The organism is Amycolatopsis sp. cmx-4-83 (genome assembly GCF_046548815.1).
In the GTDB taxonomy this organism is placed as follows: domain Bacteria; phylum Actinomycetota; class Actinomycetes; order Mycobacteriales; family Pseudonocardiaceae; genus Amycolatopsis; species Amycolatopsis pretoriensis_A.
Map to the genome: position 1 here is coordinate 634,439 of NZ_JAEBEF010000002.1, position 26,890 is coordinate 661,328.

The following is a 26,890-nucleotide window of genomic DNA, read 5'->3' on the forward strand; positions in this document are numbered from 1 at the left end:
CCCTGAACACTCACGAGCCGGGGGGTCAGCCGTCGTGGTGGTGGCCGCCGCCGCCCGGGTGGACGTGGAACTTCGCCACCTCCGGCGGGTGCACCACGAACGGCCGCATCATGCCTTCGTCCTCGTGGTCGAGGATGTGGCAGTGGTACATGAACTGGCCGGTGCCGCCGCCGAACTGGCCGGCCACGCTCACCCACTGGCCGGGGTTCACGATGATCGTGTCCTTCCAGCCCTCCTCGTACTTCTCCAGCGGGACGTCGGTGAAGCCGTCGATCGGCGTCGTCGTCCGTTCGGTGGCCTGGTCGAACGTCGTGGTGAACTTCCGCCGGAAGAGCGCCTGGAACTCGGTCAGGTGGATGTGGACCGGGTGTGCCGGCGGCCCGCCGGCGACGTGCACGATGTTCCACACCGCCCACCGGTCGTGGTCGATGAAGATGCCGGTCGTGTCGTCGAAGAGCCGGCCGACCATCCGGAACGTCTTCAGCCCGCCGTTCGGGTCCTGGACCTGGATGATCCCCTCGCCGCCCGGGTCCGCCTCGACCTGTTCGAGGTCCCACATCTCCGGGTGCCCCGCCTTGTTGAGCAGCAGCGCGATCCAGACGTGGTCGTGGTCCTCCGGCAGCGTCGAGCCGTGCTGCAGCCGGACGTAGGACGTCGAGATCTTCTCCGGCAGCCGGAACGGGTCGTGCTTGGCTCCGGCGTCGACCCGGAACTCCATCAGGTCCGGCTCGACCGTGCCCAGCCGCGGGTCGGCGTTGCGCAGCTTGAGCTTGCGCCCCTTGAAGCGGCTGAAGTCGATCAGGACGTCGAACCGCTCGGCCGGGGCGACGGTCAGCCCGCCGCCCGGCAACGGCGCCGGCGCGGGCAGCAGGCCGCCGTCGGTGCCGATCAGGCGGACGGCGTCGTTGACCGGCACGTTGTTCTCGTCGACCAGGTTGAGCGTGAAGAACCGCGAGTTGGCCGCGTTGAGCAGCCGGAAGCGGTACCACCGCGCGTCCACGTCGAGGTGCGGCCAGATCACGCCGTTGACCAGGGTGAACGGCCCGGTGAACGGGATCATCGGGCCGTTCGGCACCACCGGGACCTTGAACAGCAGCTGCCCGGTGAGCGCGCCGGTCGCCGGGTCGGTGTCGAGGTTGCGGTCGGTGATGACCAGCGGGATTTCGTGGTCGCCGTGCGGCAGGTCGAGCGCGTCCTCCTCGTCGTCGCGGACCAGGTACATCCCCGCCAGGCCGGTGTGGACGGTGAAGCGCGTGATCGCCATGGCGTGGTCGTGGTACCAGAGCGGCATCGCCGGCTGGCGGTTCTGGTACTCGGTCAGCTGCGAAGTGCCGTTGAGCCCGGCGTTGTGCGCCCAGCCGTCGTTGCCGGCGTTCGTGCGGGCGCCGTGGAGGTGCACGACCGTCCAGGCCGGCAGGTCCGCGACGCCGTCGATGACCGAGTAGCCGGGCCGGTCGAGTTCCCGGCCCGGACGGCTGGTCGGCGCGTCGGCGATCGGGCCCTGAACGGCGACGAGCGGAAACTCGCCGTCGATTTCGTTCGACCACGAAATCCGCAGTTGTTTGCCGCTGCGCACTTCGATCGTCGGACCCGGGAAATGCCCGGCGTACGTCCACAACACACTCGGCGGCAATTGCGAGTGCAGCCGCTGGCGCTTCGTGATCATCGGAATGGTGATGGTGTCGTGGCCGCCCCACGAATGCGGCCGGTACACCGGCGGGACCCGGAGCGGGTCCAGGAATTTGGTGAGCCCCCAGTTCGGCGCGGCGATCGGCGCGGTGGCGACCGGGCGCTCGATGATTTCGGTCATGCGATCTCCCCTTTTCGCGTGCAGGGGGCAGGAAGAATCGCGCCGACACGGATCGCGCCGGCGACGTCGAATGGTATTCCCCCGAACCCCCTCGGTGACCGGCTCGCGAACTCCCCTCGCAATACCGGCAATTTCAACTGTAGCCTTTTTCGGCACGCACCGCAGGCGCCTCGCGCGCGTGATAGGTTCCGCGCATGAGCGAACGCCGGTGGACGTACCTCTCCGACATGGACGGCGTCCTGGTGAAGGAGGAGCACCTCGTCCCCGGGGCCGACGAGTTCCTCGCCGAGTTGAAGGCGAACGGCATCGACTTCCTGGTGCTGACGAACAACTCGATCTACACCCCGCGCGACCTGCGGGCCCGGCTCGAGCGCACCGGGCTCGACATCCCGGAGGAGTCGATCTGGACCTCGGCGCTGGCGACCGCGAAGTTCCTCTCGTCGCAGCGGCCGAACGGCTCGGCGTACGTCATCGGCGAGGCCGGGCTCACGACGGCGCTGCACGAGGTCGGCTACGTGCTGACCGAGCGCGACCCCGACTACGTCGTGCTGGGCGAGACCCGCACGTACAGCTTCAGCGCCATCACGCGCGCGATCCGGCTGATCGAGGGCGGCGCGAAGTTCATCGCGACGAACCCCGACGCGACCGGCCCGAGCGTCGAGGGCTCGATGCCGGCCACCAGGTCCGTCGCGGCGCTGATCGAGAAGGCCACCGGGCGCTCGCCGTACTACGTCGGCAAGCCGAACCCGCTGATGATGCGCTCGGCGCTGCGCCGGCTCGGCGCACACTCGGAGTCGACGCTGATGATCGGCGACCGGATGGACACCGACGTGCACTCGGGCATCGAGGCCGGCCTGCAGACCATCCTGGTGCTCACCGGCATCTCCACGCAGGAGTCGGCCGAGCGCTATCCGTACCGGCCCACACTGGTGATCGACTCGGTCGCTGACCTGATCGGGCGTACCCAGGACCCGTTCGGCGAAGGCTGACCACCGGGCAGGCGGGAGAAGGGCTTATCGTCACCGGATGAGCAAGTCGACGTACGTGGTCGGCGACGTCCACGGGCACAGGGACGAGCTGGCCGACGCGCTGAGAGCCGAGGGCCTGGTCGACGACGAGGACAACTGGTCGGGGGAAGAAGACCAGCTGTGGTTCCTCGGCGACTTCGTCGACCGCGGCCCGGACGGAGTCGGCGCGATCGACCTGGTCATGCGCCTGGAGGCGCAGGCGGCCGAGGCCGGCGGCCAGGTGCAGACGCTGCTGGGCAACCACGAAATCCTCGCGCTGGGCATGTACCACTTCGGCGACGAGCCGGTGCCGTCCGACTTCGGCCCGCGCAGCTTCGCCCGCAGCTGGGAGATCAACGGCGGCCTGCTGTCGGACCAGGACCGGCTGACCCCGGAGCACATCGAGTGGCTCGCCGCGCGCCCGCTGGCCGCGCTCGCCGCCGACCACCTCCTGCTGCACTCGGACACGCTGGAGTACCTCGACTGGGGCTCGTCGATCGAGGAGATCAACGAGTCCGCGAGCGAGATCCTCACGGGTTCGGACCTCGAAGCCTGGTGGGACGTCTGGCGCCGGATGACGACGCGCTACGCCTTCCGCGGCCCGGACGGCGAGGAGAACGCCCAGAAGCTGATGGACGCGCTCGGCGGGTCCCGGATCGTGCACGGCCACAGCGTCATCGCCGACCAGCTGGGCATCCACCCGACGCAGATCGAGGGCCCGTTCCTGTACGCGGGCGGCAAGGCGCTCGGCGTGGACGGCGGTCTGTTCGTCGGCGGGCCGTGCCTGGTGGTGCAGCTGCCGTACGAACCGGAGTCGTGATCAGGGGAGCTCGACGATCTCCTTGCCGAGCGGCACCAGCGACACCGGGATCATCTTGAAGTTCGCGACGCCGAGCGGGATGCCGACGATCGTGATGCACAGCGCGACACCCGTGAAGATGTGCCCGAGCGCCAGCCACCACCCGGCGAAGACGAACCAGACGACGTTGCCCAGGCAGGACGCGGCGCCCGCGTCCCGCCGGTCGACGACCGTGCGGCCGAACGGCCAGAGCGCGTAGCTGGCGATCCGGAACGACGCCAGCCCGAACGGGATGGTGACGACGAGGATGCAGCAGATCACGCCGGCGAGCAGGTAGCCCAGCGCCATCCAGAAGCCGCACAGGACGAGCCAGATGATGTTCAGCAGCGTGCGCATCAGACGTGCAGCTCCCCGCTGAGGACGGTCACGGCCTGGCCGGAGAGGTGCACGCGGTCGCCGTCCTGGCGCGTCCGGACGATCCCGCCGCGTGGTGACACCTGTTCGCCGACGAGTTCGGTGCGCTGGAGCCGCTCGGACCAGTACGGCGACAGGATGCAGTGCGCCGAGCCCGTGACGGGGTCTTCGTCGATGCCGACGCCCGGCCCGAAGAAGCGGCTGACGTAGTCCGTCTCGTCGCCCTTCGCGGTGACGAGCAGCCGTCCGGTCCAGATGTTCTTGAGCTTGGCCAGGTCGGGTTCGAGGTTCTTGACCGTTTCGGCGTCGGCCAGGACGGCGAAGAGGTTGTCGACGCCGCGTCCGACGTACTCGATCCCGACCCCGGGGAGGATGCCGGACAGGTCGTCGTCGGTGGGCGTCGGCGGGTCGGAGGGGAAATCGAGCTCGACCCAGCCGTCCTGTCCGGTGGCGCGCAGTTCGCCGCTGAGGGTGGTGTAGACCTGTTCGCCGCCGAGGACGTGCGTGGTGGCGAGGGTGGCGTGCCCGCAGAGGGCGACCTCGACCTCGGGGGTGAACCACCGGAGCGACTTGGGGCCTTCGGTGGTGACGACGAAGGCGGTCTCGGCGTGCTTCATCTCGGCGGCGACGGCCTGCATCCAGCCGGGGTCGGCGGGCTCGTCCAGCAGGACGACCCCGGCGGGGTTCCCGGCGAAGGCCCGGTCGGTGAAGGCGTCGACGATGAAGAAGCGCATGCCCCCAATGTAGCCAGACCGCGTCCGCCGCTTCCGGTCCCGCGCGGCGAATGGGGGAAATCTAAGGGGTTTCCCCGATGGTCGGCCGCACGATCTTCTCGCCGTCGGGCCCGGTCTCGGGCTTGAGGTCGAAGACGTCCTCGTCGGCGGCGTACTTGTTCTTGTGCTCCTTGTCGTCTTCCTTCTTCTTGCCGGCGCCCGCCGCGCCGGCGGCCCCGGCGCCCCCCTTGCCCTTGGCGGCCGCGGCGGCGGTGGCCCCGCGTTCGAGCCGTTCACCGGTCTTGCCGGCGCCGCTGCCCTTGCCTTCCCCGGGCATCTCCTTGGGCGCGCTCCCGGCACTGCCGGACACTCGCGCCCCGGCGAAGCCGCTCCCGGCGCGGCCCGGTTTGCTGCCGCGGGTGATGTCTCCGCCTCCGCCGGTGGTGCCGCCTGAGGTGGTGCCGGGCATGGCGAGCCCGTCGGGAGTCATGCGCGTGAAGGAGCCGGCGGCTGGGGTGGCGCGGAAGCTGGTGTTGCCGGCGAAGTTCCCCGGGCCGCCGGTTCCGCTGGTGGTGCCGGGTGGGACGTAGGAGGCGCCCGGTGGTGTGGTGCCACCGGGGGCGAAGGTGCCGCTGGTCCCGCCGGGTCCGGTGCCTGTTCCGGTGAAGCCCGTTCCGCCGGTGCCGCCGATCCCGCCAGTGCCACCGGTCCCGCCGGTCCCGCTCGTCCCGTGGAACCCGCTGACCGAGGTGGAGTCCCCTTGCCCGAGCGGCGGCGGCGGCGCGTAGGTGGGCTGCGAGCTGGCGGTCTCGTGGTAGGTGCCGTCGAGGTTTTGCAGCACCTGCACGGCTTGCTGGTGCGCGGCGTCGGCTTGTTGCTGCTTGGCCTGGATCCCGGCCATGGTGCCGCTCATGCCGACGAGATCACCGGAGTTGTACTGCTGCTTCGCCTTGTCGAGCTCGGCTTGCTGGTTGAAGCCGGTGGGCTCGGGCATGGTGGTCTTGGCGTAATGGGCGGCCGCGGACTGCTGGGAGTAGTGGTTCGACGCCAGCTGCATCGCGTTGCCGGTTTGTTCGGTGTGCCCGGCCGTGCTTTGGAAGAACCCGTTCGCCTGGTCGGCCGCCGGTCCCTGCCACGAGCCGCCCGCCGCGGTGGCGGCGTCGCGGAACTGGTTCGAGGCATCGGCGAGCCAGTTCCCGTAGACGTTGGCCACGCGGCTGCGGTCGTTCAAGTCCTCGAGGTCCAGGTTCTCGTGGACCATGTTGTACAGCACTTCGTGCGGCTGGTTCGCGTAGTTCTCGTCGGGGGCCGGAGCCCCGGAACGGAGGGTTTGCCCTTCCTGCAGCAGCTTTCCCTGGGCGACCGAGTAGTCGGACGCCGCTTTCCTGGTTGTCCCTTGCGCGTCGGCGCCGTGGCCTCGGAGCTTCTGTTCGGTGGCCGCGTAGTAGTCACCCTCGGACTGGCGGTGTTGCGCCCGGTGCGGCTGACTCATGGCAGGACTCCGTATCAGTTGTTCTTCGGCAGCAGAGGCTCGACCTTCGGAGCGAGGTCTTCGATCTGGTGACAGGCGCCGGCGGTGTCCGAGCCGAAGGCGAGCGACAGCAGGGCACGCGAGTCCCGCACCTGGAACCGGACGGCGCATTGTCCCTTGACGTTCAAGGGTTCCTGTTCCTCGATCGCCGGGCGCTCGTTGACCTTGCCTTCGCTGGCCTTGCCCGGGTTGTTGACGTTGTCCTTGTAGTTCCCACCGGCCTGCAGGAACAGACCGACATCCACCGCCGGTGTGTCGCCGGCCCTGGGTTTCTTGGCGTGGCAGCCGTGAGCCGGGTCCGCGACCGTCTTCTCGGCTTGGGGAAAACCTTGCCCAGCAAGAGCCTGGTCGAGAATCGTGCAAGAGCTCAGGCCCGCGAAGGGATCGCCCGAATCAGCCGGCGTGCTGTTCGTGGCGGAAACCTGCGAGCTCGGGTTCGCCTGTCCGCCGACCTCGCTCGTGCAGGCGGCGAGGCCGAGCCCGAGAGCCAGGGTGGCGAACGCGACCGGAACGCGTCGTGCGATCACTACTCGTGCAGCCCCTCGTTCAACTTGGCAAACGTCGTGCTGTGGGCATCTTCGGTTTCGCGGTAGTTCTTGCGCGCGATCACCATGGCCTCGCGAGCCTGCTCGACACCGTCTCGCATCTTTTCGAGGTTGGGGATCAGCGACTCCGGATCGCCGTTGGCCACCTGTACGTTGAAGTCGGCGACAGCCTTGGCGTAGTTGCTGCCACCCATCTGCGCCGGATTGGCCAGCTTGTAGACGTTGGTGATCATGTCGGTGAAGCCGTCGATGAAGAAATCACAGGCTTTGATGTACGCCTGGAACCCCTCCTCGTTCACGGCGAACTGGCCGCTCTGCGCGAGGGACTTCAGGTGACGACCGCCTTCGCCGACCTGCTTGGCGGCCTGGTCGTCCACCTGTCCGGTGAGCAGCCCCGACAGGAAGTTCGAACCCGCGTCCCCCGCCGCGTCCGGTGGGGGTGTGAACGAGCCCGGTGCGCCGAACTGCGAACCGCTCATGACGCCCTCCCCGTCGTCCGGCACCACCCTGCGTGGTCCCTTCGCACTGTACTAGTGACGAACCGGCCGCGTCAGTGGTTCCTGACACGGTCGTTGAGCCATGCGCGCAGGTGAGAACCATCCGATGGGGTGAACGTGACCCGGGACGAACCGTCCGGCAGCGGCTCCGTCGACATCAAGAAGCGGCCGCCGTCGTTGTCGATGAACGTCACCGTTCCCGCCGGGCGCAGGGAGTCGTGGCGGATCGACAGCTCCACCGTGCCGTAGCGGTGCAGGGGCCACGCGGAGAACTCCGCCGCCAGCTCGGCGTCGGCGGGCGATCCGGGGGTGACGAACGTCAGCTCCGCCAGCGGGACCGGGCCGTACGCCGGCAGCATGCCGACCACCAGGTCGACCAGGCGGTCCGGCCGCGTCTGCGCGAACAGGACCTCCTCGCCGGCCAGTTCCGAAAACACCCCGAGGCCGTGGCCGATCGCCGCTCGGTAGAAGACCTGGCGGGTGTCCTCCGCCGCTCTCACGACGATCAGCACGTCCGGCTGGGTCCACGCGCGGAGGGTCTGCTCGACCTCGATGTCCAGCTTGTCCGGGCCGGCCAGGCCGCGCGCCCGCATCGACTCCCAGGCCGCCGCCGCGATGCGCTCGTTCTCCGCCAGCGTGCGGCCCGGGCTGCGGATTTCGAACGGGTGCCAGCTCGCCGGGAGACCGGTGCGCCGGACCGCGGTGTCGACCTCCGTCAGGCCCAGTGAGAATTCCTCCGGCACGTCCCCGAGCGTAGCGGAATCGCCACCCGCCGCTTCAGATGTCGAGCTGGCGCACGCCCGTCTCGCGCAACGCCACCCGGCCGGCCGTCGCCCGTCCGCGCAGGCGGACGATCTCGTGCGGCTGCAAGCCGATCGCGACGCCGAACGCCTCCACGTCGGGGAAGCCGCCCTGCCGCTGACGCAGCTCCAACGCCGTCGTCACCCGCGACGGTGACAGCCCCGGCAATGACGCCAGCTCCGGGCCGGACGCCGTGTTCACGTCCACCGCCGCCGGAGCGGGCGCAGGCGGCGGGGCCAAAGGGGCCAACGGGGTCAACGGAGCCACCGCAGCCGGTACGTAAGCCTCGATCAGGTCGTTCTCCCGCAGGTCCCGCGTCGCCAGCCCGATCGTGAACACCCGCGTCCCCGCGCTGGTCCGCACCGCCACGCCGTCCCGCGCCAGCGACAGGATCCGCAGGTTCGGGGAAACGACCGTGCTCCGCTCGTTGAACGTCGTCCCGATCGGCCGCAGCACCCGCGCCGGCGACCCGGTCGTGAACGCCGCGCCGCGCCCCTCCGGCACCTCGACCGCCGCCACCACCGAGCCGTTGCCCAGGTCGGTGACGCCGTGCACCACCACGGACCCCTCGCGCCGCTCCAGGAAGTCGTGCGCGGGCTCCTGGAACGCCACCAGTGCGTCGCCGGCCAGCGGCGGCACCTCGCACTGGAAGCCCAGCAACACGGTCCCCGGCGGCCCGGGCGGCAGCTCCTCGAGCGGGCCCGCCGGGCCGAACAGCCCGAGCACCCGCATCGGCTCGCCGGCCGGGCGCCCGCCCCGCACGAGCGAGACCAGCGCCCCGAAGCGCAGCACCCCTTCGCGAACGCCCACCGAAGCGTGGAAGCCGGTCAGCTGGTCGAAACCCGGCGCCAGCACCGCACCGACGCCGTCCTGGCGGCTGGTGTCCGGGCCGACGGTGTCGTCGGTGTACAGCTCCAGCGAGTCGCCCTTCGCGAGGTCGCGCCGCCCGACGGCGACGAAGACGTCCTTGAGGAACCCGGCGTCCGTGACCGCCTCGACGTCGCTGGAGAAGAACTTCTTCCGCACCATGATCCCGAGGCGCAGGTTGTCCGCGAGGACGTGGTCGCCGCGCCGCAGCCGCGCGCGGGCGCCGCGGACCGCCCGGCCGGCGCTGACCTGGCCGCCCGGGAGCTCGCCGAGGCCGGGGAGGGTGACGGAGTCGTTGAGCGCCTTGCCGAACTCGATCAGCCCGACCCTGACCTCGGTCACGACGTGGCGGCCAGCGTGACGCTGATCGACTGGTCGGCGTTCACCCGCTCGGACTCGACGACCATCCCGGTCGACGCCGCGCGGGCCTTCAGCCGCGCGAGCACCGCCTGCTGCACCTGTGCGGCGTACGCCTCGTCGACCGACAGCACCAGCCGCTGCGCTTCGGCCTCGGCCAGCCCCGGGCCGTCGACGTGCGCCACCTGGACGCCTTCGGGGCCGTAGCCGAACGTGATCCGCCGTCCCTCCCACGCGGCGACGACGGAGTTGCCGTCGTCGGTGACCTGCGCCCGCAGCCCGGTGAGCGCGCGGGCGAGCAGGTCGCGGTGCCGCATCCGGGTCCGCACGGTGACCACGCCCGGCTGCGCCTGCGTGTGCGCGGCGATCGTCGCGGCGTTGAGCTGGGCCAGTGCCTCGCTGCGCAGTTTGAGCGTGACGCTCATCGGTAGTCCCCTTCGAGCAGCGCTTCCAGTACTTCGGTGGTGGCGAACCCGTTCACTTCGATCCCGCCGTCCACCCCGATCGTCAGTTCCAAGCGGTTCGGCGTCGTGAAGATCGATTCGTCGTAGCGGTCGGTCAGGAAGTGGAACCGCTGGTTGACCGACCCCACCCACGGCCGCGCGGTCTCCGGCCGGTCCGCCAGGAAAGGCCCGTCCACCAGCAGGTCCGTCGAGTCGAGCAGCTTCGAGGGCGGCAGGTCCTCCAGGACGTGCCCGGTGAACGTCATCACCGAAAGCCCGGCTTCGCGCACGGCGGAAGCGAAGTGACCCAGCGGCCCGGGCTGGTCGAACGGCTCGCCGCCGAGCAGCGTGACGCCCTCGATGCCGGGAATCGCGAGCACGTGCGAAACCAGGTCCGGCCACGGCATGAGCGTCCCGCCGCGGGTCGTCCACGTCTGCGGGTTGAAGCAGCCCGGGCAGCGCACCGAGCACCCCTGCGTCCACACCGCGCACCGCACACCGGGACCTTCGGCCGCGGTGACGTCGACGATCCGGTGCAGGTTCAGGAGTTCCATTGCTGCTGCGACGCCGTGTTCTCGACCTCGGCGGACGTCCGGCGGTAGTCCTCGGTGAACTCCGACGACACCGTTTCCGCGCCGAGCAGGTCCTCGAGCAGCGGGATGTAGTCGAGGCACTTGGACCCGGTCACGCCGTGCGTCTCGGCGCTGATCGAGCCGTCCTTCGCGATGGTGACGGTCACCCGGTGCGTCATACGTCGATCGTCCTTCCCCTCGGGGACTCCGGCGGCGCCGGAACACGGGCCGCGGTGCCGGCTTCGGCCGTGGTGTCCGTCGCCGCGACGGCCCGGGTCTCGGCCCAGTTCCGGATGGCCAGGATCTCGTCGGCCTGGGTGACCGACAGCGGCACGGTCGACTTCACCGCGCGCACGAGGTCGTCGCGGCGCAGCGGCCGCTTCTCGGCGAACGCGTCGACCAGCCCGGACAGCACGGCCTGCTCGATCTCGGCGCCGCTGTAGCCGGCGCTGACCTCGGCGAGCTCGGCGAACAACGCGTCCTCAAGCCGCAGCTCACTGGCGACGAACGCGTCGGTGACGCGCTTGGCCAGGTGGATCCGCCAGATCGCGGCGCGCTCGGGCGCCGAAGGCAGGTCGACGAAGAAGATCTCGTCGAAGCGGCCCTTGCGCAGGAACTCCGGCGGCAGCGAGCCGACCTGGTTCGCGGTCGCCATCACGAACACCGGCGCCGACTTCTCCTGCATCCACGACAGGAACGTGCCGAACACGCGCCGCGCGGTGCCGCCGTCACCCCCGCCGCCCGCGCCCGCGAGGCCCTTCTCGATCTCGTCGACCCACAGCACGCAGGGCGCGATGCCTTCCGCGGTGCGGATGACCGTGCGGATGTTCTTCTCACTGGAGCCGACGAGCCCGGCGAAGACGCGCCCGAGGTCCAGCCGCAGCAGCGGCAGCCGCCACATGTTCGCGACGCAGACCGCGGACAGGCTCTTGCCGCAGCCGGGGACGCCGGTCAGCAGCAGGCCCTTCGGCGCCGCGAGGTTGTACGCCGACGCGGCGGGCGTCCACGTGCCGGTGCGCTTGGTCAGCCAGCGCTTGAGCCGGTCCAGCCCGCCGACGGCGTCGAAGCTCGTCTCGGCGGGCACGATGTCGAGCATCCCGGACCGCCGGACGGCCTGGCGCTTCTCGGCGAGGATCAGCTCGAGGTCGCTGGGGTCGAGCCCGCCGCCTTCGACGAGCGCCCTGGCGAACGCGTTCTCGGCCTCGGGCAGCGTGAGGCCCCGCGCGGCGGCGACGATCATGTCCCGGTCGTCGCGGTCGATGCTGATCCGCACGTTCTGCCGGTGCGCGGCGACCATGCCGTCCAGCAGCTCGCCGATCTGGCGCTGGTCGGGCAGCGGGAAGTCGACGACGGTCGCGTCGTGCTCCAGCTCCGGCGGCACCGGCAGGGACGGCGACACGAGGATCAGGCTCAGCGGCACGGGCCGGGTCTTGAACGTGGCTGCGAGCTCCCGCAGCCGCCGCACGACGTCCGGGTCGGGCCGGTGCCCGCCCTCGGAGACCAGCGACGGGTGCAGGTCGGCGAAGACGAAGACGGCGGGCTCGCTCCAGCCGTAGATCCGCTCGAGCGCGGCGGCCGCGGTGCGGGTGTCGCTGATCGGCGGCCCGCCCGCGGGCGCGAGCCCGGTGGTCGACGACCAGACGTACACCCGCCGCGGCGTCCGCAGCCGCTGCTGGTCTTCCGCGACCGCGCGGATCTCCCGCAGCACCCGCTGCTCTTCGTGCGTCTCGACGACCAGCAGCGGGTAGCGCGCCTGCAGCAACTGGGTCAGCTCGTCGCGAAACCCCTGGCCGGCCATCGATCGCCCCCTCGAAGTCCGTCCGGACCCTACCAGTCAGGCGCCGACGAGAAGGACCTCGTAGGTCGGGCTGGTGGGCGGGTAGCCGCTGAAGATGTGGGAGTTGACGACGGCGAGCCGGTCGCCGATCTTCACCGCCGAAACCGGCTGGTCGAACAGCGGATCGGTGATCGTGCCGGCCGCGGTGCCATGGCTCAGGTCGCCGTCGAGGCACCACCGGCTGATCGTGTCGTCGAGCTGCACCGCCCAGAGCCGGCGGCCTTCCAGCACGAGACTGACGACGCTGGGCGCGTTCACCCCCGCGACCTCCGCGCTGACCCCGGTGACCGGGTCGATCCGGTACACCTTGCCGGGCGTCGTGGCGGCCACGAGCAGGGTGTCGCCGGCCGGCGTGGCGATGATGTCGTTCATGAAGAAGGTGTCGGGTGAGCCGCCCGCGCCCGGCCCGCTCAGCGGCAGGGTGCGCGGCGCGCCGAGGACGCCGGCCACGACCGGCACGAAGAACAGTTGCGGGTGGTAGGAGTCGGTGAACCAGGCGCCCTGCGGGGTCACGGCCACGTCGTTGACGTAGGACGTCTGCGGGTCGCCGAAGGTGAAGTCCGCGACCTTCGCCTTCGTGCGCACGTTGTAGACGTAGGCTTTGCCGCCCATCCCGCCGGCGACGAACAGCAGGTCGTGGCGCCGGTCGAGGTCCACCCCGGCCGCCATCGCCCCGAGTGGCGCCTCGATGAAGCGCTCGGCGGTGCCGCGCTTGACGTCCTCGCGGAAGATCGTGCCGGCGACGAGGTCGCCGGTGTAGTAGGTGCCGCCGCCGGCCGGGGTGATCCCTTCGGCGGACCTGGCGCCGGGCAGCACGATCACGCGGGTCGCGGCCGACGCCGGCACGGCCGGCACGAGCAGCAGGATCGCCGCGGTCAGAGCCAGGATTCTTCGCATCGGGTTCCCTCCCTCTTCCGAGGGAAATCCTGCCACCGATCGGGGCCGCCGTAACGGAATTTCCCGGCGACTGGCTACCGGGTACGGCGGTTCTTAGACTCGGCGCCAGTCACCGCCGACTTCAGGAGGCACCATGCCTGACGCGCCCGCTCTGCCGAGCTATGCCTCGGGGACGTCCGAGGTCCCGCTGCTCGGGGACACGATCGGGGACAACTTCGACCGGACGGTGGCCGCGTTCGGGGACCGCGACGCCCTGGTCGACCGGGCCGCCGGGCGCCGGTGGACCTACCGCGAACTCGCCGCCGAGGTCGACGCGCTGGCGCTGGGGCTGGTCGCGCGGGGTATCGGCAAGGGTGACCGGGTGGGGATCTGGTCGCCGAACCGGGCGGAGTGGACGTTCCTGCAGTACGCGACGGCGAAGATCGGCGCGATCCTGGTCAACATCAACCCCGCCTACCGGTCTCACGAGCTGGAGTACGTGCTGAACCAGGCCGGGATCCGGCTGCTGGTGGCTTCGGACGCGTTCAAGACGTCCGACTACCCCGCGATGGTCGAGGAAGTCCGCGCGAAGTGCGCGGCGCTGGAGCACGTGGTGATCCTCGGCAGCGACACCTGGCGGGCGTTGCTGGAGGCGGGCCGCGGCGGCGATCGGGAGCGGCTGGCGCACCTGCAGGCGGGGTTGTCGGCGGATGATCCGATCAACATCCAGTACACCTCCGGGACCACGGGCTTCCCGAAGGGCGCGACGCTGTCGCACCACAACATCCTCAACAACGGCTACTTCGTCGGCGAGCTCTGCAATTACACCGAAGCGGACCGGGTGTGCATCCCGGTGCCCTTCTACCACTGCTTCGGGATGGTGATGGGCAATCTGGCGTGCACCAGCCACGGCGCCTGCATGGTCATCCCCGCCCCGGCGTTCGACCCGAAGGCGACGCTGGAGGCGGTCGCGGCCGAGCGGTGCACCTCCCTCTACGGCGTGCCGACGATGTTCATCGCGGAGCTGAACCACCCGGACTTCGGCGAGTTCGACCTGTCGTTGCTGCGGACCGGGATCATGGCCGGGTCGCCGTGTCCGGTCGAGGTGATGAAGCAGGTCATCGACCGGATGGGCATGGCCGAGGTGTCGATCTGTTACGGCATGACCGAAACGTCGCCGGTGTCGACGCAGACCCGTGCCGACGATTCGATCGAGCGCCGGGTCTCGACGGTGGGGCGGGTGGGGCCGCACCTGGAGGTGAAGGTCGTCGACCCGGAGACGGGGTTGACGGTGCCGCGCGGGGAGCCGGGGGAGCTGTGCACCCGGGGGTATTCGGTGATGCTCGGCTACTGGGAGCAGGCCGACAAGACGGCGGAGGCGATCGACGCCGCGCGGTGGATGCACACCGGCGACCTGGCGGTCATGGACGGCGACGGGTACGTCAACATCACCGGCCGGATCAAGGACATGGTGATCCGCGGCGGCGAAAACCTGTACCCGCGGGAGATCGAGGAGTTCCTCTACACCCACCCGGACGTCCTGGACGCGCAGGTGATCGGCGTCCCGGACGAGAAGTACGGCGAAGAGCTGATGGCGTGGGTCCGGATGCGGGACGGCGCCGAGCCGCTGACGACCGAGAAGGTGCGGGAGTTCTGCGAGGGCAAGCTGGCCCGGTACAAGATCCCGCGGTACGTCCACGTCGTCGAGGAGTTCCCGATGACCGTGACCGGGAAGGTCCGCAAGGTCGAGATGCGGGAGAAGTCGATCACCTTGCTGGGCTTGGAAAACGCGGCCGCGGCGAAGCACGCCTAAACCGGGCCGGGCGGCCGGGCGTGGTCCCGGCGCGGCGGAGGGGACGCTTCCGGACGGGAGCGACGGGACACCGCCGCCGAGGGGGAGCCATGCCGTCCGGCTGGAAGAAAACGCTCACCGCGGGGACGCTGCTCGCGTCGGCCGCGCTCGGCCTGCCCGGGGTCGCCACCGCGGCCACCGGCGGGCCCGTCGACCTGGGCACCCTGCCGGGAGACGAGTACAGCTTCGTGGCCGCGATCAACGCCGGCGGCACGATGGTCGGCGACTCGTACCCGCGTGACGTGCGCCTGCGCTACCACGCGGCGAAGTGGGACGCCCAGGGCCGGATTAGCGCCCTGCCGACGCTCGGCGGCGAGCTGGGTGACGCGATCGCCGTCAACGACGCCGGTGTCGCCGTCGGCTGGGCGGAGGACGCGGCCGGCGACCGGCACGCGGTCCGGTGGGCGCCGGACGGCTCGGTCACCGCGCTGCAGTGGGCCGGGCCGTCCGACGCGGTCGCGATCAGCGGGACCGGCGTGGTCGCCGGCGGCGCCCTCGGCCCGCAGGGCACCCGCGTCGCGGTGCGCTGGGCCCCGGACGGGACGGTCACCGAACTCGCGTCGCTGCCGGGCGGCGGGCAGGTCACCGTCACCGGGATCACCGCGGACGGCACGCTGGTCAGCGGCACCGCCGAGGACTCCGCGGGCACCCGGCACGCGGTCCGCTGGAACGGCGCCACCGGCGTGGTCACGGATCTTTCGCCGGGCAACGCGGGTGCTTCGGCGGTCGCGATCAACGACTTCGGCGTGATCGCCGGGACCATCACCGAGGCCGGCCAGGAAGTCCCGGTCGCCTGGCAGCGCGACGGCCGCCTGGTGCGGCTCGGCTGGGCCGCCCCGCCGGCTTCGGCGCGGCCGCGGGCGATCAACCGCGCCGGGGTGGTCGTGGGCAGCGGGTACGTCGAGTTCGCCCAGGACCGGGCGGTGCGCTGGACCGCCCGCGGCGCGACCGTGCTGGAAGACGCGCGGCGCTCGGAGGCCGTGGCGCTGAACGCCGCCGGCACGGCGGTCGGCACCGTCGACTCGGTGGCGGCCCGCTGGGCCCCCGACGGCACGCTGACGAACCTCGGCACCCTGCCGGACGGCTACTACAGCCAGGCCACCGCGATCGCACCCGGTGGCACGATCATCGGCCAGGCCACGACGTCCGGCGGCGCGGGCCAGCACGCGGTCTACTGGCCGGCGAGCTGACCGCGGCGAGTTCGTGACGGCCACCTCGAAGTTCGTCGAGGTGGCCGTCACGGACTCGGGTCAGCCGACGGCGGCCGCGGCCTCGGCGATCGCCTTCGCGTCTTCTTCGCCGAACGTCTCCTCGAGGTGCTCCGGCGAGTAGTCGAGGTCGATCTGCTCCACCGGCATCCCCCGCGCCGACTCGATCGCGCCCAGCCGGCGTTGGGCCCGGTCCGCCGCGTACTGGATGATCTCCTGCGGGTCGTTGTCGAACGGCAGTTCCTCGAACTGGTCCTGCACCCACTGGATCATGCTGAGCGCGCGCGGGAGCAGCTCGCCCATCCGCTGCTGCACCGCGTCCCACAGCGAGTCGTCCGCGGCGACGTGGCGGCGGCAGGTGAACGTGCCCCACGCCATGTGGCGGCGCTCGTCGTCGCCGATGCGGCGGACGAGTTCCTGCATGCCCGGCAGGATGTCGTGCTGGGTGCAGATCAGCTGCCACGAGTAGTAGCCCGTCAGTGCGAGACTGCCTTCGATCACGTGGTTGTACGTCACGCTCGCGCGGATCTGGTTGAGCGGGCTGGGATCGTCCTCCAGCGCGCGCAGCGACTGCGGGAGCTCCTCGTAGAACAGCTTGCGGTAGTGCGGGTTCTCCGCGACGTACGGGTGGAGGTCCTGCGTCAGCCCGACGGCGTCCATCCACCGCCGGAACACTTCCGTGTGTTTGGCTTCCTCGAAGCAGAACTGCGTCAGGTACATCTCGTCGCCGAAGCGGCCGGTCGCCGACATCGCGCGCATGAACGGCTGGATGTCCTCGGTGACGGCCTCTTCGCCGGCGATGAACTGCGCGACCAGGTACGTCGTGCTTCGCTGCTGCTCGGGGTTGAGCGTGTCCCAGCCTTCGCGCTCGCGGCTGAAGTCGATGTCGGCGGGGTTCCAGAACTTCTTGTTGCCCTTGACGAACAGCCGCAGCGGGAACGAGTCCCAGTTGAGCCCGCCCTTGCGCAGCGAGGAAAAGCCGGTCCGCAGCTCGGGCAGCGTTTCGGTCATCGTGTCACTCCATTGTGGACGAATTGGCGGATGGCGGGTTCCAGCACGGCGGTGACGGCGTCGGCCGCCTCCGTCGCCGAGTGCGTCGAGAGCACCAGGTGCGACAGCGAAAGCCGCACGACGGTCTCCGCGAGCAGGGCCGCGGACTCCGCCGAGAGGCCGGGCTCGAACTCCCGGTACTGCTCGGCGGCGAGGTCGGCGGCCGCGGTGAGGATGGGCTCGCCCCTGGTCGTGAGCAGCGGCAGCAGGTCCTCGCCCGCTTCGGTGCCGAGCGCCGCCGCGACCAGGCGGTTCTCCCGCGCGTGCTCGATCGTGTAGACGACGGCGTGGTGGATGCCCGCGAGGAGCCCGTCCGCCGTTTCGAACCGCCGCCGGATCCCGTCGAGGAACTCCGACGCGGTGCGCAGCGCCACCGCCTGGGTCAGCGCCGCCTTGTTGCCGAACTCGTTGTAGACGGTTTGCCTGCTCACCCCGGCCTTGGCCGCCACGTCGGCCATCCGCAGCCCCGCGTAGCCGGCCTCCGGCAGCAGGTCCGCGGCGGCGTCGAGCAGGGCTTCCCGGAGGGACGCCTTCGTCCGGTCAGTGAAGCTGGTCACACCTCACCTTGACACAGATCGCCTCGCTGTCAAGACGCTGTACATGATCAGCTGACGTGTAAAACTGTCGGTGGTCCCGGCTAACGTGTCGGTCGTGGGCATCACGGTGGGGTTCGACCTCGACATGACACTGATCGACGCGCGGCCGGGCATGGCCGCGGCGATGAACGCGCTCGGCGCCGAATCCGGCCTGCCGCTGGACGGTGCCGCGTTCGCGGCCAACCTCGGCCCGCCGCTCGACGACATCCTGCGCGGCTTCGAGGCGCCGGAGGAACGCATCCCGGGGCTCGTCGACCGGTTCCGCGCGCTGTACCCGGACATGGTGGTGCCCAGCACGGTCGCGCTGCCGGGCGCGGTCGAGTCGCTGCGCGCGGTGCGGGAAGCCGGTGGGCGCACGCTGGTCGTCACCGGCAAGTACGGGCCCAACGCACAACTGCACGTGGACGCGCTCGGCCTGGACGTCGACGAGGTCGTCGGCGAGCTGTGGTCGACGCAGAAGGCCGAAGCGCTCTTAGCGCACGACGCGCGCGTGTATGTCGGAGATCACGCCGGCGACATCCGCGGCGCGCTGGCCGCCGGGGCGATCGCCGTCGGCGTCACGACGGGGCCGTGTGACCGCGCGCTCCTGCTGAGCGAAGGAGCGGAGGTGGTGTTCGAGTCGCTGACGGAGTTCCCGGACTGGTTCGAGAAGACGTTCGCGGCCGTGTCCTAGTTCTTGGCGCGCGCCTCGCGGACCAGCGCGATCAGGGACAGCGCCAGCCCGAGCGAGGTGATGACCCCGGCGGCGGCGGAAAGCCAGACCGGCAGGTTCTCCAGGCCGGCGGCGAACATGATGAACACCGTCAGCACGGCGAGCATGCCGATGCCGAACAAGCCGATGCCGACGCGCATCAGGAACGGTTTGCCGGTGGCGGCCACGGCGGCCTCCTTCGTCGCCTCACTCATGACTGAGAGGGTATCCGCCGGTATCGACTTCTCCCCAGGGCATGTGGCGAGATACCCTTTACCCAGCGCGCCCTGGGTACGCCCCCGGGCGCGTTCGTCGTGAGCGGGACAGCAGAAGGATTGGTGAGGGAAGTGCCGACCGGCAAGGTCAAGTGGTACGACGCGGAGAAGGGGTTCGGGTTCGTCACGCAGGACGGTGGCGCCGACGTCTACATCCGCAAGGCCGCGCTGCCGCAGGGCGTCGAGGGGCTCAAGGCCGGTCAGCGGCTGGAGTTCGGCGTCGCCGACGGCCGCCGTGGTCCGCAAGCGCTTTCCGTCCGGCTGCTCGACCCGCCGCCGTCCGTCGTCGAGGCGCGCCGCCGTCCCGCCGAGGAACTGCACGGCCTGATCGAGGACATGATCAAGCTCCTCGAGCTGAAGGTGCAGCCGGACCTGCGGCGCAACCGCTACCCGGACCGCAAGCACACCAAGCAGATCGGCGAGATCATGCGCGCGGTGGCGCGGGACCTGGACCCCTAAGCCTCGAGCCGCAGGCCCCACACGTCGCTGGGCAGCAGCCCGGACTCACCGGTGCTGGAGTTCAGCACGGCCGTGTACTTCTGCACGTCGACCGCCGAGATGCGGTCGGCGGGCGTCGGCGGCGTGACCGTGTACGCGTAGCGGTCCAGCGACGTGAACGGGATCGGGTCGCTCTGCTTGTACTCGCCCTGCGGGGTGACGTACTCGTAGACGATCTGCCACGGCGCGTCGGCGACCTCGCCGGGCACGGAGATCTGCACGGGCTTGCCCGGGCGGACCTTCAGCGTCTTCGTGTCGCCCTTGGCGCTGCACGGCTGCGCGAGCTGCTGCGAGTAGTCGCAGGAGAGCACCGGCGCGGTGTTGACCGTGTGGCCGTCGGCGTAGAACGTGACCTCGGCCGGGCCGGGCGCCGAGCAGCCGGCCACCGCGAACCCACCGGCCGCAAGCAGGGCCACCACCCGGGAACGTCGCATGGGCTCAGACCCTACCGGCGGGGTGCCGCGTCCCTGGGCAGGCCCTGGGCCGGGAAGCTGCCGGTCGGTTCGGGGCGCAGCGGCCGGTCGCCGCCGAGGCCCGGCACGAGCGAACCGCCGCGGCGCACCAGGTACGTCTGCGTCAGGCCGACCGCGAGCACGACCGTGATGACCAGGAAGCCGATCCAGTACGTCGGCGGCAGCAGCAGGCCCGCGCCGCCACCGAGGCACCACGCCAGCTGCAGCACGGTCTCCGAGCGGCCGAACGCCGACGCGCGCGACTCTTCCGGCAGGTCTTCCTGGATGACGGCGTCGAGGCTGATCTTCGCGAGCGCGCTGGCCGTCGCGCCGACCAGGCCGACGATCGCGGCCGTGGCCAGGCCGGGCAGCACCGTCGCGACCAGCGCGGCCAGCACGCAGCTCGCCACGCACCCGACGATCACCTGGTCCGGGCTGCCGAAGTGCAGGCGCGAACCCAGCGCGTTGCCGAGGAAGCCGCCGGCCCCCGCCGCGGCGCCGATCACGCCGAGCAGGAGCAGCTGCATGAACGGCGTCTGCCCGGTGCCTTCGGTCTGCGCCTTGACCGCGAACGCGGCGAACATCATGAGGAAGCCGGTGAGCACGCGGACCGACCCGTTGCCCCACAGCGCGACGACGATGTGGCGCCCCATCGGCTGGCGGCGCTTCTTCTCGGTCGGGTGGGCGGAAAGCGACGTCGGGACCTCGCCCTCGGTCGCCTCGACCCAGGCCGGGATCCGCATCGACTGCACGGCGGCGGCGACGCAGATCAGCGCCGTGAACCACAGCGCGCCCGCGGAGCCGGAGATCGCGTTGATGCCGCTGGCCAGCGCGCCGAACGCGCCCGCGGCGACCAGGCCGAACGTCGTCAGCCGGGCGTTGGTCTTGGACAGCGTGATCTCGGACGGCAGCACCCGGGGCGTCACGGCGGCCTTGAGCACGGTGAACGACTTGGAGAGCACCATCATCCCGAGCGCGGCCGGGTAGAGCAGCCAGTCGTCGAAGTGCAGTGCCATCACCACGGCCATCAGGCCCTGGCCGACCGAAGACGCGCACATCGCGAGCCGGCGGCCGCGCTGCACCTTGTCGAGCGCGGGGCCGATCACCGGCGCGACCAGCGCGAACGGCGCGATCGTGATGAGCAGGTAGAGCGCGACCTTGCCCTTGCTCTCGCCGCTGGTGGCGGCGAAGAAGAGCGTGTTGGCCAGCGCGATCGCCATCGCCGCGTCGCTGGCGTAGTTCAGCATCACGGCGTAGGTCAGCGAGGTGAGGCCGGACTTCTCGGCGCCGTCGGCCTTCGTCGCGCGCTGGAAGGCGCCGACGGCCTGGCCGGTCAGCTGGCGGCTGCGCATCGCCGCCACCCGCGTGACGGTGATCTTCTTCGGCAGCTTCGGCGTGCCGCCCGGCGTCCGCGGTTCTTCGCGCGGCGGCAGCGGTTCGGCCTCCGGCGGCCGCGGCTCGCCGGCGTAGCCACCGGTGTCGTAGTGCTCGTACTCGCCGCTGCCGGGGTACCGCTCGCCCTGGTAGAAGCCGCCGGGCTCGCGGCGGACGGGCTCGGTGCGGTGCGGGTCGTGCGGCGGGTACGGCCGCGCCCCGCGTGGAGGAGGAGGCGGCGGCCGGTGGCCCGCCGGTGCGGCGGCAGTCGGTGCCTCGTTCGCGTCCGGCGCGCCGTAGTACCCGCCGCGCGGGGCCGCGGGCCGTTCGGCGCGGAGGGGCGGCGGCGCGCTGCGGTGCTCGACGCGGGTGTGCTCCGCGCGTCCGGCCGGCGGCGGGCTCGGGGGAGGGTGCTCGACGCGGGTGGGCGGCGGCGGGTTGCGGGCGGCCTCGCGCCAGGACCGCGCTTCGGTGGCGCCCGGCTCCGGCGTCCAGCGTCGCTTCGACTTGCGGCCGCGCGGCTGCGAGCCGGAGCCGTCGGAGCGGGAGCCGAAGAGTGCCACGCCTCAATCCTGCCTTACCGGGGGCCGGTTCCGCCTGCTCATCCGTGCTTTCACGCCCGGACCGGGACGAACCTCACCCGGAACGTGACCGGCCACTGCTTCCCGGTGAGGAGGAAATCACCGGTCCCGGGGACGGCGGCGATACCGTTGAGCACGTCTTCGGCGCCGGCCGGGTTCACCTTGGCACGCAGCTGACCTGCGTTGATGGTCGCGGTGACGTGTCCGGTGGCGGCGTCGACGCGCAGGATCGTGTCGGTGTGCCAAACGTTTGCGTAGACGTCCCCGCCGACGCATTCGAGTTCGTTGAGCTGGTCGCGCCCGACGTCGACGCTCCCGGTCACGGCGAAGGTTTTCGGATCGCGGAAGGTCAGGCGCGCGGAGCCGTCGCTCATGACGAGCCGCCCGTCGGCCTGGTGGCACAGCCCCCAGCCTTCGCCCTGGTAGGGCACCCGGCGCAGCTCGGCGAGGGTCTTGGCGTCGCGTTCGATGGCGACGCCGTCCTGCCAGGTGAGCTGCCAGAGCGTCGGCCCGAGCACGGTGACGCCTTCGCCGAACAACGGCGACGGCAGCGTGGCCTTCACGGCCGGCGGCCCCCCGAGGGGCCCGGCGGTGAGCGTCGACTGGCCGGCGAGCCCGGTGCTTTCGTAGAGCGTGTCGCCGGCGAACTCGAGGCCTTCGGTGAACGCGGCGGGGTCGTGCGCCGAGGTCGAGACCACTTCGACGGTGAGCTGTGACGGGCCGGCCGGCTGTTCGGGAGCACCGGCGCAGCCGCCGAGCGCGGCGGCCAGCAGCAGGGTGGTGAGGATCGGCGTGCGCACGTTGAACAGCCTGGCACGGGCGCCGCGGATGCGTGCGGCACAATTGGCCGCATGACTCTGCTGCTGACCCTGGACGACGGTTCCGTGCAGCGCAAACTCGCCGACGCGGTGGAGTTCGCGCGAGCTGCGGTGCTGGACGAAGCGCCCGAGGACCAGCTCGGCGCCCACGTGGGGGTCACCCGCGAAGACGCGGTCACGGCGAGTCACCTGTTCGAGGCCCAGGTACCGGGCTACGGCGGCTGGCGCTGGTCGGTGACGGTCGCCTTGGCGGGCGACGAAGAGCCGGTGACGGTCAGCGAGGTCGTCCTGGTGCCCGGTCCGGACGCGCTGATCGCCCCGCCGTGGGTCCCGTGGGAGCGCCGGGTGCGCGCGGGCGACCTGGGCGTCGGCGACATCTTCCCGACGGACGAGAACGACCCCCGCCTGGCCCCGGCCTACCTCCAGTCCGACGACCCGGCGGTGGAGGAGGTCTCCCGCGACGCGGGCCTCGGCCGGGTCCACGTGCTGTCCCGCTACGGCCGCACGGAGGCGGCGACCCGCTGGCACAGCGGCGAGTTCGGCCCCAGGTCCGACATGGCGCGCAGCGCCCCGGACGTGTGCGGAACGTGCGGCTTCTTCGTCCAGCTGGCGGGTTCGCTGAGCGGCGTGTTCGGGGTGTGCAGCAACGACATCGCCCCGGCGGACGGCCACGTGGTCGACGTGGAGTACGGGTGCGGAGCGCACTCGGAGATCGAGGTCGAGGTGACGTCCTCGGTCCCGGTGGCAGAGCTGGTGTACGACGATTCGCTGTTGGACTTCACGCCGGCCCCGGAGCCGGTGGTGGAGACGGTTGAGTCGGTGGCGGAGACCCCGGAGCCGGTGGCTGAGCCGGTTGAGCCGGTGGCGGAGACGTCGGCGGTGGATCCGGAGGCGGAGACCCCGGTGGTCGAGACGTCGGCGGCGGAGCCGGAGACGGCGGTCGCGGAATCGGACGTGTCACCGGCGGAGGTCGAGCCGGAGGCGGCCGAGGCCGCGACGGTGGTCGAGGCTGAGGCGGCCGGTGCGGTCGCGGAGCCGACCCAGGCCGAGGTGACCGAGGCGGTTGCCGAGCCGGAGGAGGTGGCTGAGGGCGAGCCGGTGGTTGCCGAGGTTGCTGCCCCGGCGGAGGCGGAGCCGACTCAGGCTGAGGTGACGGATGCGGTTGTGGAGCCGGAAGCGGCTGACGCGGTCGCCGAGCCCACCCAGGCTGAGGTGACCGATGCGGTTGCCGAACCGGCAGTCGCGGAGCCGGCTCAGGCCGAGGTGGCTGAGGGCGAGCCCGTGGTTGCCGAGGTTGCCGCTCCCGCGGAGGCGGAGCCGACCCAGGCCGAGGTGACGGATGCGGTTGCCGAGCCGGTGGCGGCGGAGGCCGAGCCTGCGGTTGCCGAGCCGACCCAGGCCGAGGTGACTGGCGCTGCTGCCGAGCCGGTGGTTGAGGCTGACGTGACCGGTGCGGTTGCCGCGCCGGAGGTTGCCGAGGCTGCTGCTGCGGCTGAAGCGGAGCAGGCCGAGGCCGTCGAGGAAGTTGACCTGCCGGAAGCCGTGCTCGCCGACGATGTGGTCACCGAGGAGCCCGTGAGCCGGGCTCGGATCGATGGTGCTGGTGAGCAGTCTGAGCACTGAGCCGGGCGGGGACGATGCCTTCGGCACCGGGCGGCTTCGTGAGGCGACTCTGCGCGCTTGGCGGGACTCGCCGACTCGGCTGATCGAAGACACCAACGTCGAGCGCGACCTGCGGGTCGGGGCCTATCGGGATCGGCTCTTCGTCGAGCTCGCCCAGAACGCCGCCGATGCCGCCATGGCCGCTCAGAGGCCTGGGCGGGTTCGGGCGTCCCTTGTGGACGGACGGGAACTCCGGTTCGCCAACACCGGGGCGCCGCTTGACGCTCGGGGCGTTGCTTCGCTTGCCTCGCTGCGGGCTTCCGGGAAGACCGGGGAGACCGTCGGGCGGTTCGGGGTCGGCTTTGCCGCCGTGCGGACCGTTTCTGACGAACCTCGGGTCGTTTCCCGCACCGGTGGGGTTGCCTTTTCCGCTCAGCTGACCCGGGAAGCCGCCGGGATCGAGGGGGATGTTCCCGTTCTGCGGCTGCCGTGGCCGGTGGACGAAGAAGTTCCGGACGGCTTCGACACCGAAGTCCGGCTTCCGTTGCGCGACGACGTCGATGGTGGCGCTCTCCTCGAAGAGCTCGCGCGTGACGTCGCCGACCTGTTGCTCGCCTTGCCGTGGCTGGCCGAGTTCGAGGTCGGGGGTCGCGTTTGGACTCGGTCTGCCGAACAGGACGTCGTCGAAATTCGGGGACCCGCGGGGGAAACTCGCTGGCTGACCCATCGCGGTGACGTCGTCTGGGCGGTTCCGGTCGGTCGGGACGGTGCGCCCGAGCCGCTGAAGGAAGACGTTCTGCGTGCTCCCACGCCCACCGATGACGCGTTGTCGTTGCCCGCGCGGCTGCTCGCTTCCGTTCCGGTCGAACCTTCGCGCCGCCGGGTGTTGCCCGGGCCTGAATTGACCGAGGCGCTGGAAAAGGCTGCTACCGAGTACGTCGGGCTTGTGCGGTTGCTTCCGGTTGAGCACCGGTTCGCGCTCGTTCCGACGCCCGGGTTTCCGAAGTCCACTGTGGACGCCAAGTTGCGCGACGAAGTGCTTTCCGTGCTCGGCAAAGAAACTTGGGTGTCCACTCAGGACAAGAAGGAGATTTCCGGGCGGCAGGCGAGGGTTCTCGACGTCGATGTGCCCGGGCTGCCGGAACTGCTCGCCGACTTCGTGCCGGGACTGGTCAAGGGGGACGTGCCGGCGCAAGCGCTGAAAGCCGTTTCCGGGCAGGTTGTCGGCATCGAAGAGGTGCTGGAAACGCTTACCGGCGTCAGCCGGGATCCCGGCTGGTGGCGCGAGGTCTACGCCGCGCTCGCGATCGCCGTCGACTCGCACGCCGTCGCCGCGGAGAAGCTGGACGGGTTGCCCGTTCCGCTGTCGGACGGCCGGACCTTGCCGGGCGCTCGGGGCTGCTTGCTCGTCGAGGGTTCGGCGGAGCTGCTCGAACTGCTGTCCGATGTGGACATCCCGGGACTCCGGCTGGTGCACCCCGCCGCGTCGCACCCGTTGCTGGAACGGTTGGGGGCCAAGCACGCCGACGCGCGGGAGCTGCTCAACGCCGATCAGCTGCGGGACGCCGTCGAGCGCAGTGTCGAGGACGTGCGGTCCGGATTGGACGGTACGACGCTCGCCGGTGCCGTGCTCCGGCTGATTGCCGACTGCGGGGACGACGCGCCGCGGTGGGTCGGGGCGCTTGCCTTGCCCGCCACCGATTCCTGGCGCCGCGCCGACGAACTCGTGCTGCCGGCGTCGCCGCTGATCGACGTCTTCGACGAAGAGGTCTTCGAGGAGGACGGTGCGCTCGACGTCCTCGATGAGGACTTCGCCGAGGACTGGCCGGCCGACACGCTGAAAGCCGCAGGAGTGCTCGACTCGTTCGCGCTGGTCGTCGACGACGAGCCGCACGAACCCGACCACGACCTGCCCGACGAAGAAGCCTGGTGGGACTCGCTGCCGGAGCCGCCGTCGACGCTCGTCGCGATCCGGGACCTCGACCTCGTCGCCGACGACTCCTGGCCCGCCGCGCTGCGGCTGCTCGCCGCGCGGCCCGAAACCTGGCACGCCCTGCGTGCGCCGCGGGGCCACGCTGCCTGGTGGATCGCGCAGTACGCCGTGCTCGACGGGTTCGCGCCGAACGAGTGGCGCCTGCCGGACGCCGACCTGGCCGGGCTCTACGACGTGGTGCCCGACCTCGGCCTCGGCGAGCAGCTCCTCGCGGCCGCCGGGGTGCGGGCGGACCTCGCGCTGTCCACAGTGGAGGAAGCGGACGACCTCCTTGGCCGGCTCGCCGACCCGGATCGCGTGGTCTCGGCCGGGCTGATCGCTCGCGCTTACGACGCCGTCGTCGAGTCGGGGCTCGAACCGCGGGCGCCGCGGGGTGTGCGGGCCGCGGACGGGACCGTCGTGGCCGACGCGCTCGTGCTGGACGTGCCGTGGGTGGCCGGGGCGCTCGAACCCGATCAGTACGTGGTTGCCCCGGAAGACCCGGAGCGGCTCGCCGACCTGCTCGACCTGCCGCTCGCGAGCACCGCGGCCGCCGAGGTCACCAGCCGAGGTGAGTACGCGCCCTGGGCCGAGCTGCCCGCGTTGAAGCTCGTCGCCGACCAGCTCGGCGTGCGGCTGCCCGACGGCGGTGTCCTGGTGCACGACCCGCTGACCGTGTCGATCCAGGGCGCGGAGCACGACGTCCAGTGGTGGTCCGACGGCCGGCTGCACGCGGCCGACACGTCCGAGGGCCTGGCCCGCGCGTTCGCCTGGGCGGCCGGGCGCTGGCCCGACCGGCACCTGATCACCGCGCTGCTCGACGACCCGTCACCGCGGACGCTGCTCGCTTAG

Annotated in this window: 27 protein-coding genes; 8 read left to right on the forward strand and 19 right to left on the reverse strand. The window is 71.1% G+C overall.

The window, feature by feature from the left end:
* Positions 1-25: 25 nt before the first annotated feature.
* On the reverse strand, positions 26-1,810 hold the full coding sequence (locus ACLJQM_RS08085) for a multicopper oxidase family protein (RefSeq protein WP_410630603.1): 1,785 nt from the start codon (positions 1,808-1,810) through the stop codon (positions 26-28).
* Positions 1,811-2,004: 194 nt separating this feature from the next.
* Between ACLJQM_RS08085 and ACLJQM_RS08090 the strand changes: the two genes are divergently transcribed.
* Positions 2,005-2,799, forward strand: coding sequence for an HAD-IIA family hydrolase (locus ACLJQM_RS08090; protein ID WP_410630604.1), 795 nt, complete (start codon positions 2,005-2,007; stop codon positions 2,797-2,799).
* A 37-nt stretch (positions 2,800-2,836) separates the two neighbouring features.
* On the forward strand, positions 2,837-3,637 hold the full coding sequence (locus ACLJQM_RS08095; RefSeq protein ID WP_247017897.1) for a metallophosphoesterase: 801 nt from the start codon (positions 2,837-2,839) through the stop codon (positions 3,635-3,637).
* On the opposite strand, the gene ACLJQM_RS08100 is transcribed toward ACLJQM_RS08095, so the two are convergent.
* The 12 genes from ACLJQM_RS08100 to ACLJQM_RS08155 form a co-directional block, all read right to left on the reverse strand.
* The gene (locus tag ACLJQM_RS08100; protein WP_360780014.1) at positions 3,638-4,012 is read right to left on the reverse strand and encodes a YccF domain-containing protein; all 375 of its coding nucleotides are present in this window, start codon (positions 4,010-4,012) and stop codon (positions 3,638-3,640) included. It abuts the gene before it with no gap.
* Entirely contained in the window at positions 4,012-4,764 is a 753-nt protein-coding gene (locus ACLJQM_RS08105; protein ID WP_410630605.1) for a PhzF family phenazine biosynthesis protein, read from the reverse strand. Before ACLJQM_RS08105 ends, ACLJQM_RS08100 begins: the two co-directional genes overlap by 1 nt.
* Before the next feature lie 61 nt (positions 4,765-4,825).
* Positions 4,826-6,235 carry a hypothetical protein gene (locus ACLJQM_RS08110; RefSeq protein ID WP_410630606.1) on the reverse strand — a complete coding sequence of 470 codons (1,410 nt, stop codon included), beginning with the start codon at positions 6,233-6,235 and terminating at the stop codon, positions 4,826-4,828.
* Between the two features lie 14 nt (positions 6,236-6,249).
* Complete coding sequence (locus ACLJQM_RS08115; protein WP_410630607.1) at positions 6,250-6,801, reverse strand: hypothetical protein; 552 nt, start codon at positions 6,799-6,801, stop codon at positions 6,250-6,252.
* On the reverse strand, positions 6,801-7,298 hold the full coding sequence (locus ACLJQM_RS08120) for a hypothetical protein (protein ID WP_247017906.1): 498 nt from the start codon (positions 7,296-7,298) through the stop codon (positions 6,801-6,803). Before ACLJQM_RS08120 ends, ACLJQM_RS08115 begins: the two co-directional genes overlap by 1 nt.
* A 71-nt stretch (positions 7,299-7,369) precedes the next feature.
* Entirely contained in the window at positions 7,370-8,059 is a 690-nt protein-coding gene (locus ACLJQM_RS08125; protein ID WP_410630608.1) for an ESX secretion-associated protein EspG, read from the reverse strand.
* A gap of 34 nt (positions 8,060-8,093) precedes the next feature.
* The gene (locus ACLJQM_RS08130; RefSeq protein WP_410630609.1) at positions 8,094-9,326 is read right to left on the reverse strand and encodes a ComEA family DNA-binding protein; all 1,233 of its coding nucleotides are present in this window, start codon (positions 9,324-9,326) and stop codon (positions 8,094-8,096) included.
* Positions 9,323-9,766, reverse strand: coding sequence for a hypothetical protein (locus tag ACLJQM_RS08135; RefSeq protein WP_247017913.1), 444 nt, complete (start codon positions 9,764-9,766; stop codon positions 9,323-9,325). Before ACLJQM_RS08135 ends, ACLJQM_RS08130 begins: the two co-directional genes overlap by 4 nt.
* Complete coding sequence (locus tag ACLJQM_RS08140) at positions 9,763-10,338, reverse strand: 4Fe-4S single cluster domain-containing protein (protein WP_410630610.1); 576 nt, start codon at positions 10,336-10,338, stop codon at positions 9,763-9,765. The genes ACLJQM_RS08135 and ACLJQM_RS08140 overlap by 4 nt, the downstream gene beginning before the upstream one ends.
* Complete coding sequence (locus tag ACLJQM_RS08145; RefSeq protein WP_125308001.1) at positions 10,326-10,535, reverse strand: DUF2997 domain-containing protein; 210 nt, start codon at positions 10,533-10,535, stop codon at positions 10,326-10,328. The genes ACLJQM_RS08140 and ACLJQM_RS08145 overlap by 13 nt, the downstream gene beginning before the upstream one ends.
* Positions 10,532-12,154 (reverse strand): AAA family ATPase, encoded by a 1,623-nt coding sequence (locus ACLJQM_RS08150; protein WP_360779994.1) that lies wholly within the window; start codon positions 12,152-12,154, stop codon positions 10,532-10,534. Before ACLJQM_RS08150 ends, ACLJQM_RS08145 begins: the two co-directional genes overlap by 4 nt.
* Positions 12,155-12,190: 36 nt before the next feature.
* On the reverse strand, positions 12,191-13,090 hold the full coding sequence (locus ACLJQM_RS08155; protein ID WP_410630611.1) for a hypothetical protein: 900 nt from the start codon (positions 13,088-13,090) through the stop codon (positions 12,191-12,193).
* Positions 13,091-13,223: 133 nt separating this feature from the next.
* Here ACLJQM_RS08155 and ACLJQM_RS08160 point away from each other — a divergent pair, with 133 nt between their 5' ends.
* Positions 13,224-14,882 carry an AMP-binding protein gene (locus tag ACLJQM_RS08160; protein ID WP_410630612.1) on the forward strand — a complete coding sequence of 553 codons (1,659 nt, stop codon included), beginning with the start codon at positions 13,224-13,226 and terminating at the stop codon, positions 14,880-14,882.
* Between the two features lie 89 nt (positions 14,883-14,971).
* The gene (locus tag ACLJQM_RS08165; RefSeq protein ID WP_410630613.1) at positions 14,972-16,111 is read left to right on the forward strand and encodes a hypothetical protein; all 1,140 of its coding nucleotides are present in this window, start codon (positions 14,972-14,974) and stop codon (positions 16,109-16,111) included.
* Between the two features lie 60 nt (positions 16,112-16,171).
* Here ACLJQM_RS08165 and ACLJQM_RS08170 read toward each other — a convergent pair whose 3' ends face one another.
* Positions 16,172-17,140, reverse strand: a complete 969-nt coding sequence (locus ACLJQM_RS08170) for a R2-like ligand-binding oxidase (protein WP_410630614.1) — start codon at positions 17,138-17,140, stop codon at positions 16,172-16,174.
* The gene (locus ACLJQM_RS08175; protein ID WP_360779978.1) at positions 17,137-17,736 is read right to left on the reverse strand and encodes a TetR family transcriptional regulator; all 600 of its coding nucleotides are present in this window, start codon (positions 17,734-17,736) and stop codon (positions 17,137-17,139) included. The genes ACLJQM_RS08170 and ACLJQM_RS08175 overlap by 4 nt, the downstream gene beginning before the upstream one ends.
* Positions 17,737-17,830: 94 nt before the next feature.
* On the opposite strand from ACLJQM_RS08175, the gene ACLJQM_RS08180 reads away from it, so the two are divergent.
* A complete protein-coding gene (locus ACLJQM_RS08180) occupies positions 17,831-18,448 on the forward strand; it encodes an HAD family hydrolase (protein ID WP_360779975.1) in 618 nt (205 codons plus the stop codon).
* Here ACLJQM_RS08180 and ACLJQM_RS08185 read toward each other — a convergent pair.
* Positions 18,445-18,681 carry a hypothetical protein gene (locus ACLJQM_RS08185; protein ID WP_360779972.1) on the reverse strand — a complete coding sequence of 79 codons (237 nt, stop codon included), beginning with the start codon at positions 18,679-18,681 and terminating at the stop codon, positions 18,445-18,447. The two genes, ACLJQM_RS08180 and ACLJQM_RS08185, sit on opposite strands and share 4 nt — an antisense overlap.
* Before the next feature lie 132 nt (positions 18,682-18,813).
* Between ACLJQM_RS08185 and ACLJQM_RS08190 the strand changes: the two genes are divergently transcribed.
* Positions 18,814-19,200 carry a cold-shock protein gene (locus ACLJQM_RS08190; RefSeq protein ID WP_247025487.1) on the forward strand — a complete coding sequence of 129 codons (387 nt, stop codon included), beginning with the start codon at positions 18,814-18,816 and terminating at the stop codon, positions 19,198-19,200.
* Here ACLJQM_RS08190 and ACLJQM_RS08195 read toward each other — a convergent pair.
* Genes ACLJQM_RS08195 through ACLJQM_RS08205 form a run of 3 tightly spaced genes read right to left on the reverse strand, consistent with a single transcriptional unit; the run spans position 19,197 to position 22,446 of the window.
* Positions 19,197-19,673, reverse strand: coding sequence for a DUF2771 family protein (locus tag ACLJQM_RS08195; RefSeq protein WP_247017934.1), 477 nt, complete (start codon positions 19,671-19,673; stop codon positions 19,197-19,199). The genes ACLJQM_RS08190 and ACLJQM_RS08195 overlap by 4 nt on opposite strands.
* 11 nt (positions 19,674-19,684) lie before the next feature.
* On the reverse strand, positions 19,685-21,628 hold the full coding sequence (locus tag ACLJQM_RS08200; RefSeq protein WP_410630615.1) for an MFS transporter: 1,944 nt from the start codon (positions 21,626-21,628) through the stop codon (positions 19,685-19,687).
* Positions 21,629-21,678: 50 nt separating this feature from the next.
* Complete coding sequence (locus ACLJQM_RS08205) at positions 21,679-22,446, reverse strand: glutaminyl-peptide cyclotransferase (protein ID WP_410630616.1); 768 nt, start codon at positions 22,444-22,446, stop codon at positions 21,679-21,681.
* A gap of 51 nt (positions 22,447-22,497) precedes the next feature.
* Between ACLJQM_RS08205 and ACLJQM_RS08210 the strand changes: the two genes are divergently transcribed.
* Positions 22,498-24,087: a DUF3027 domain-containing protein gene (locus ACLJQM_RS08210; protein WP_410630617.1), complete on the forward strand. Its 1,590-nt coding sequence runs from the start codon at positions 22,498-22,500 to the stop codon at positions 24,085-24,087.
* Positions 24,059-26,890, forward strand: coding sequence for a sacsin N-terminal ATP-binding-like domain-containing protein (locus ACLJQM_RS08215; protein ID WP_410630618.1), 2,832 nt, complete (start codon positions 24,059-24,061; stop codon positions 26,888-26,890). The genes ACLJQM_RS08210 and ACLJQM_RS08215 overlap by 29 nt, the downstream gene beginning before the upstream one ends.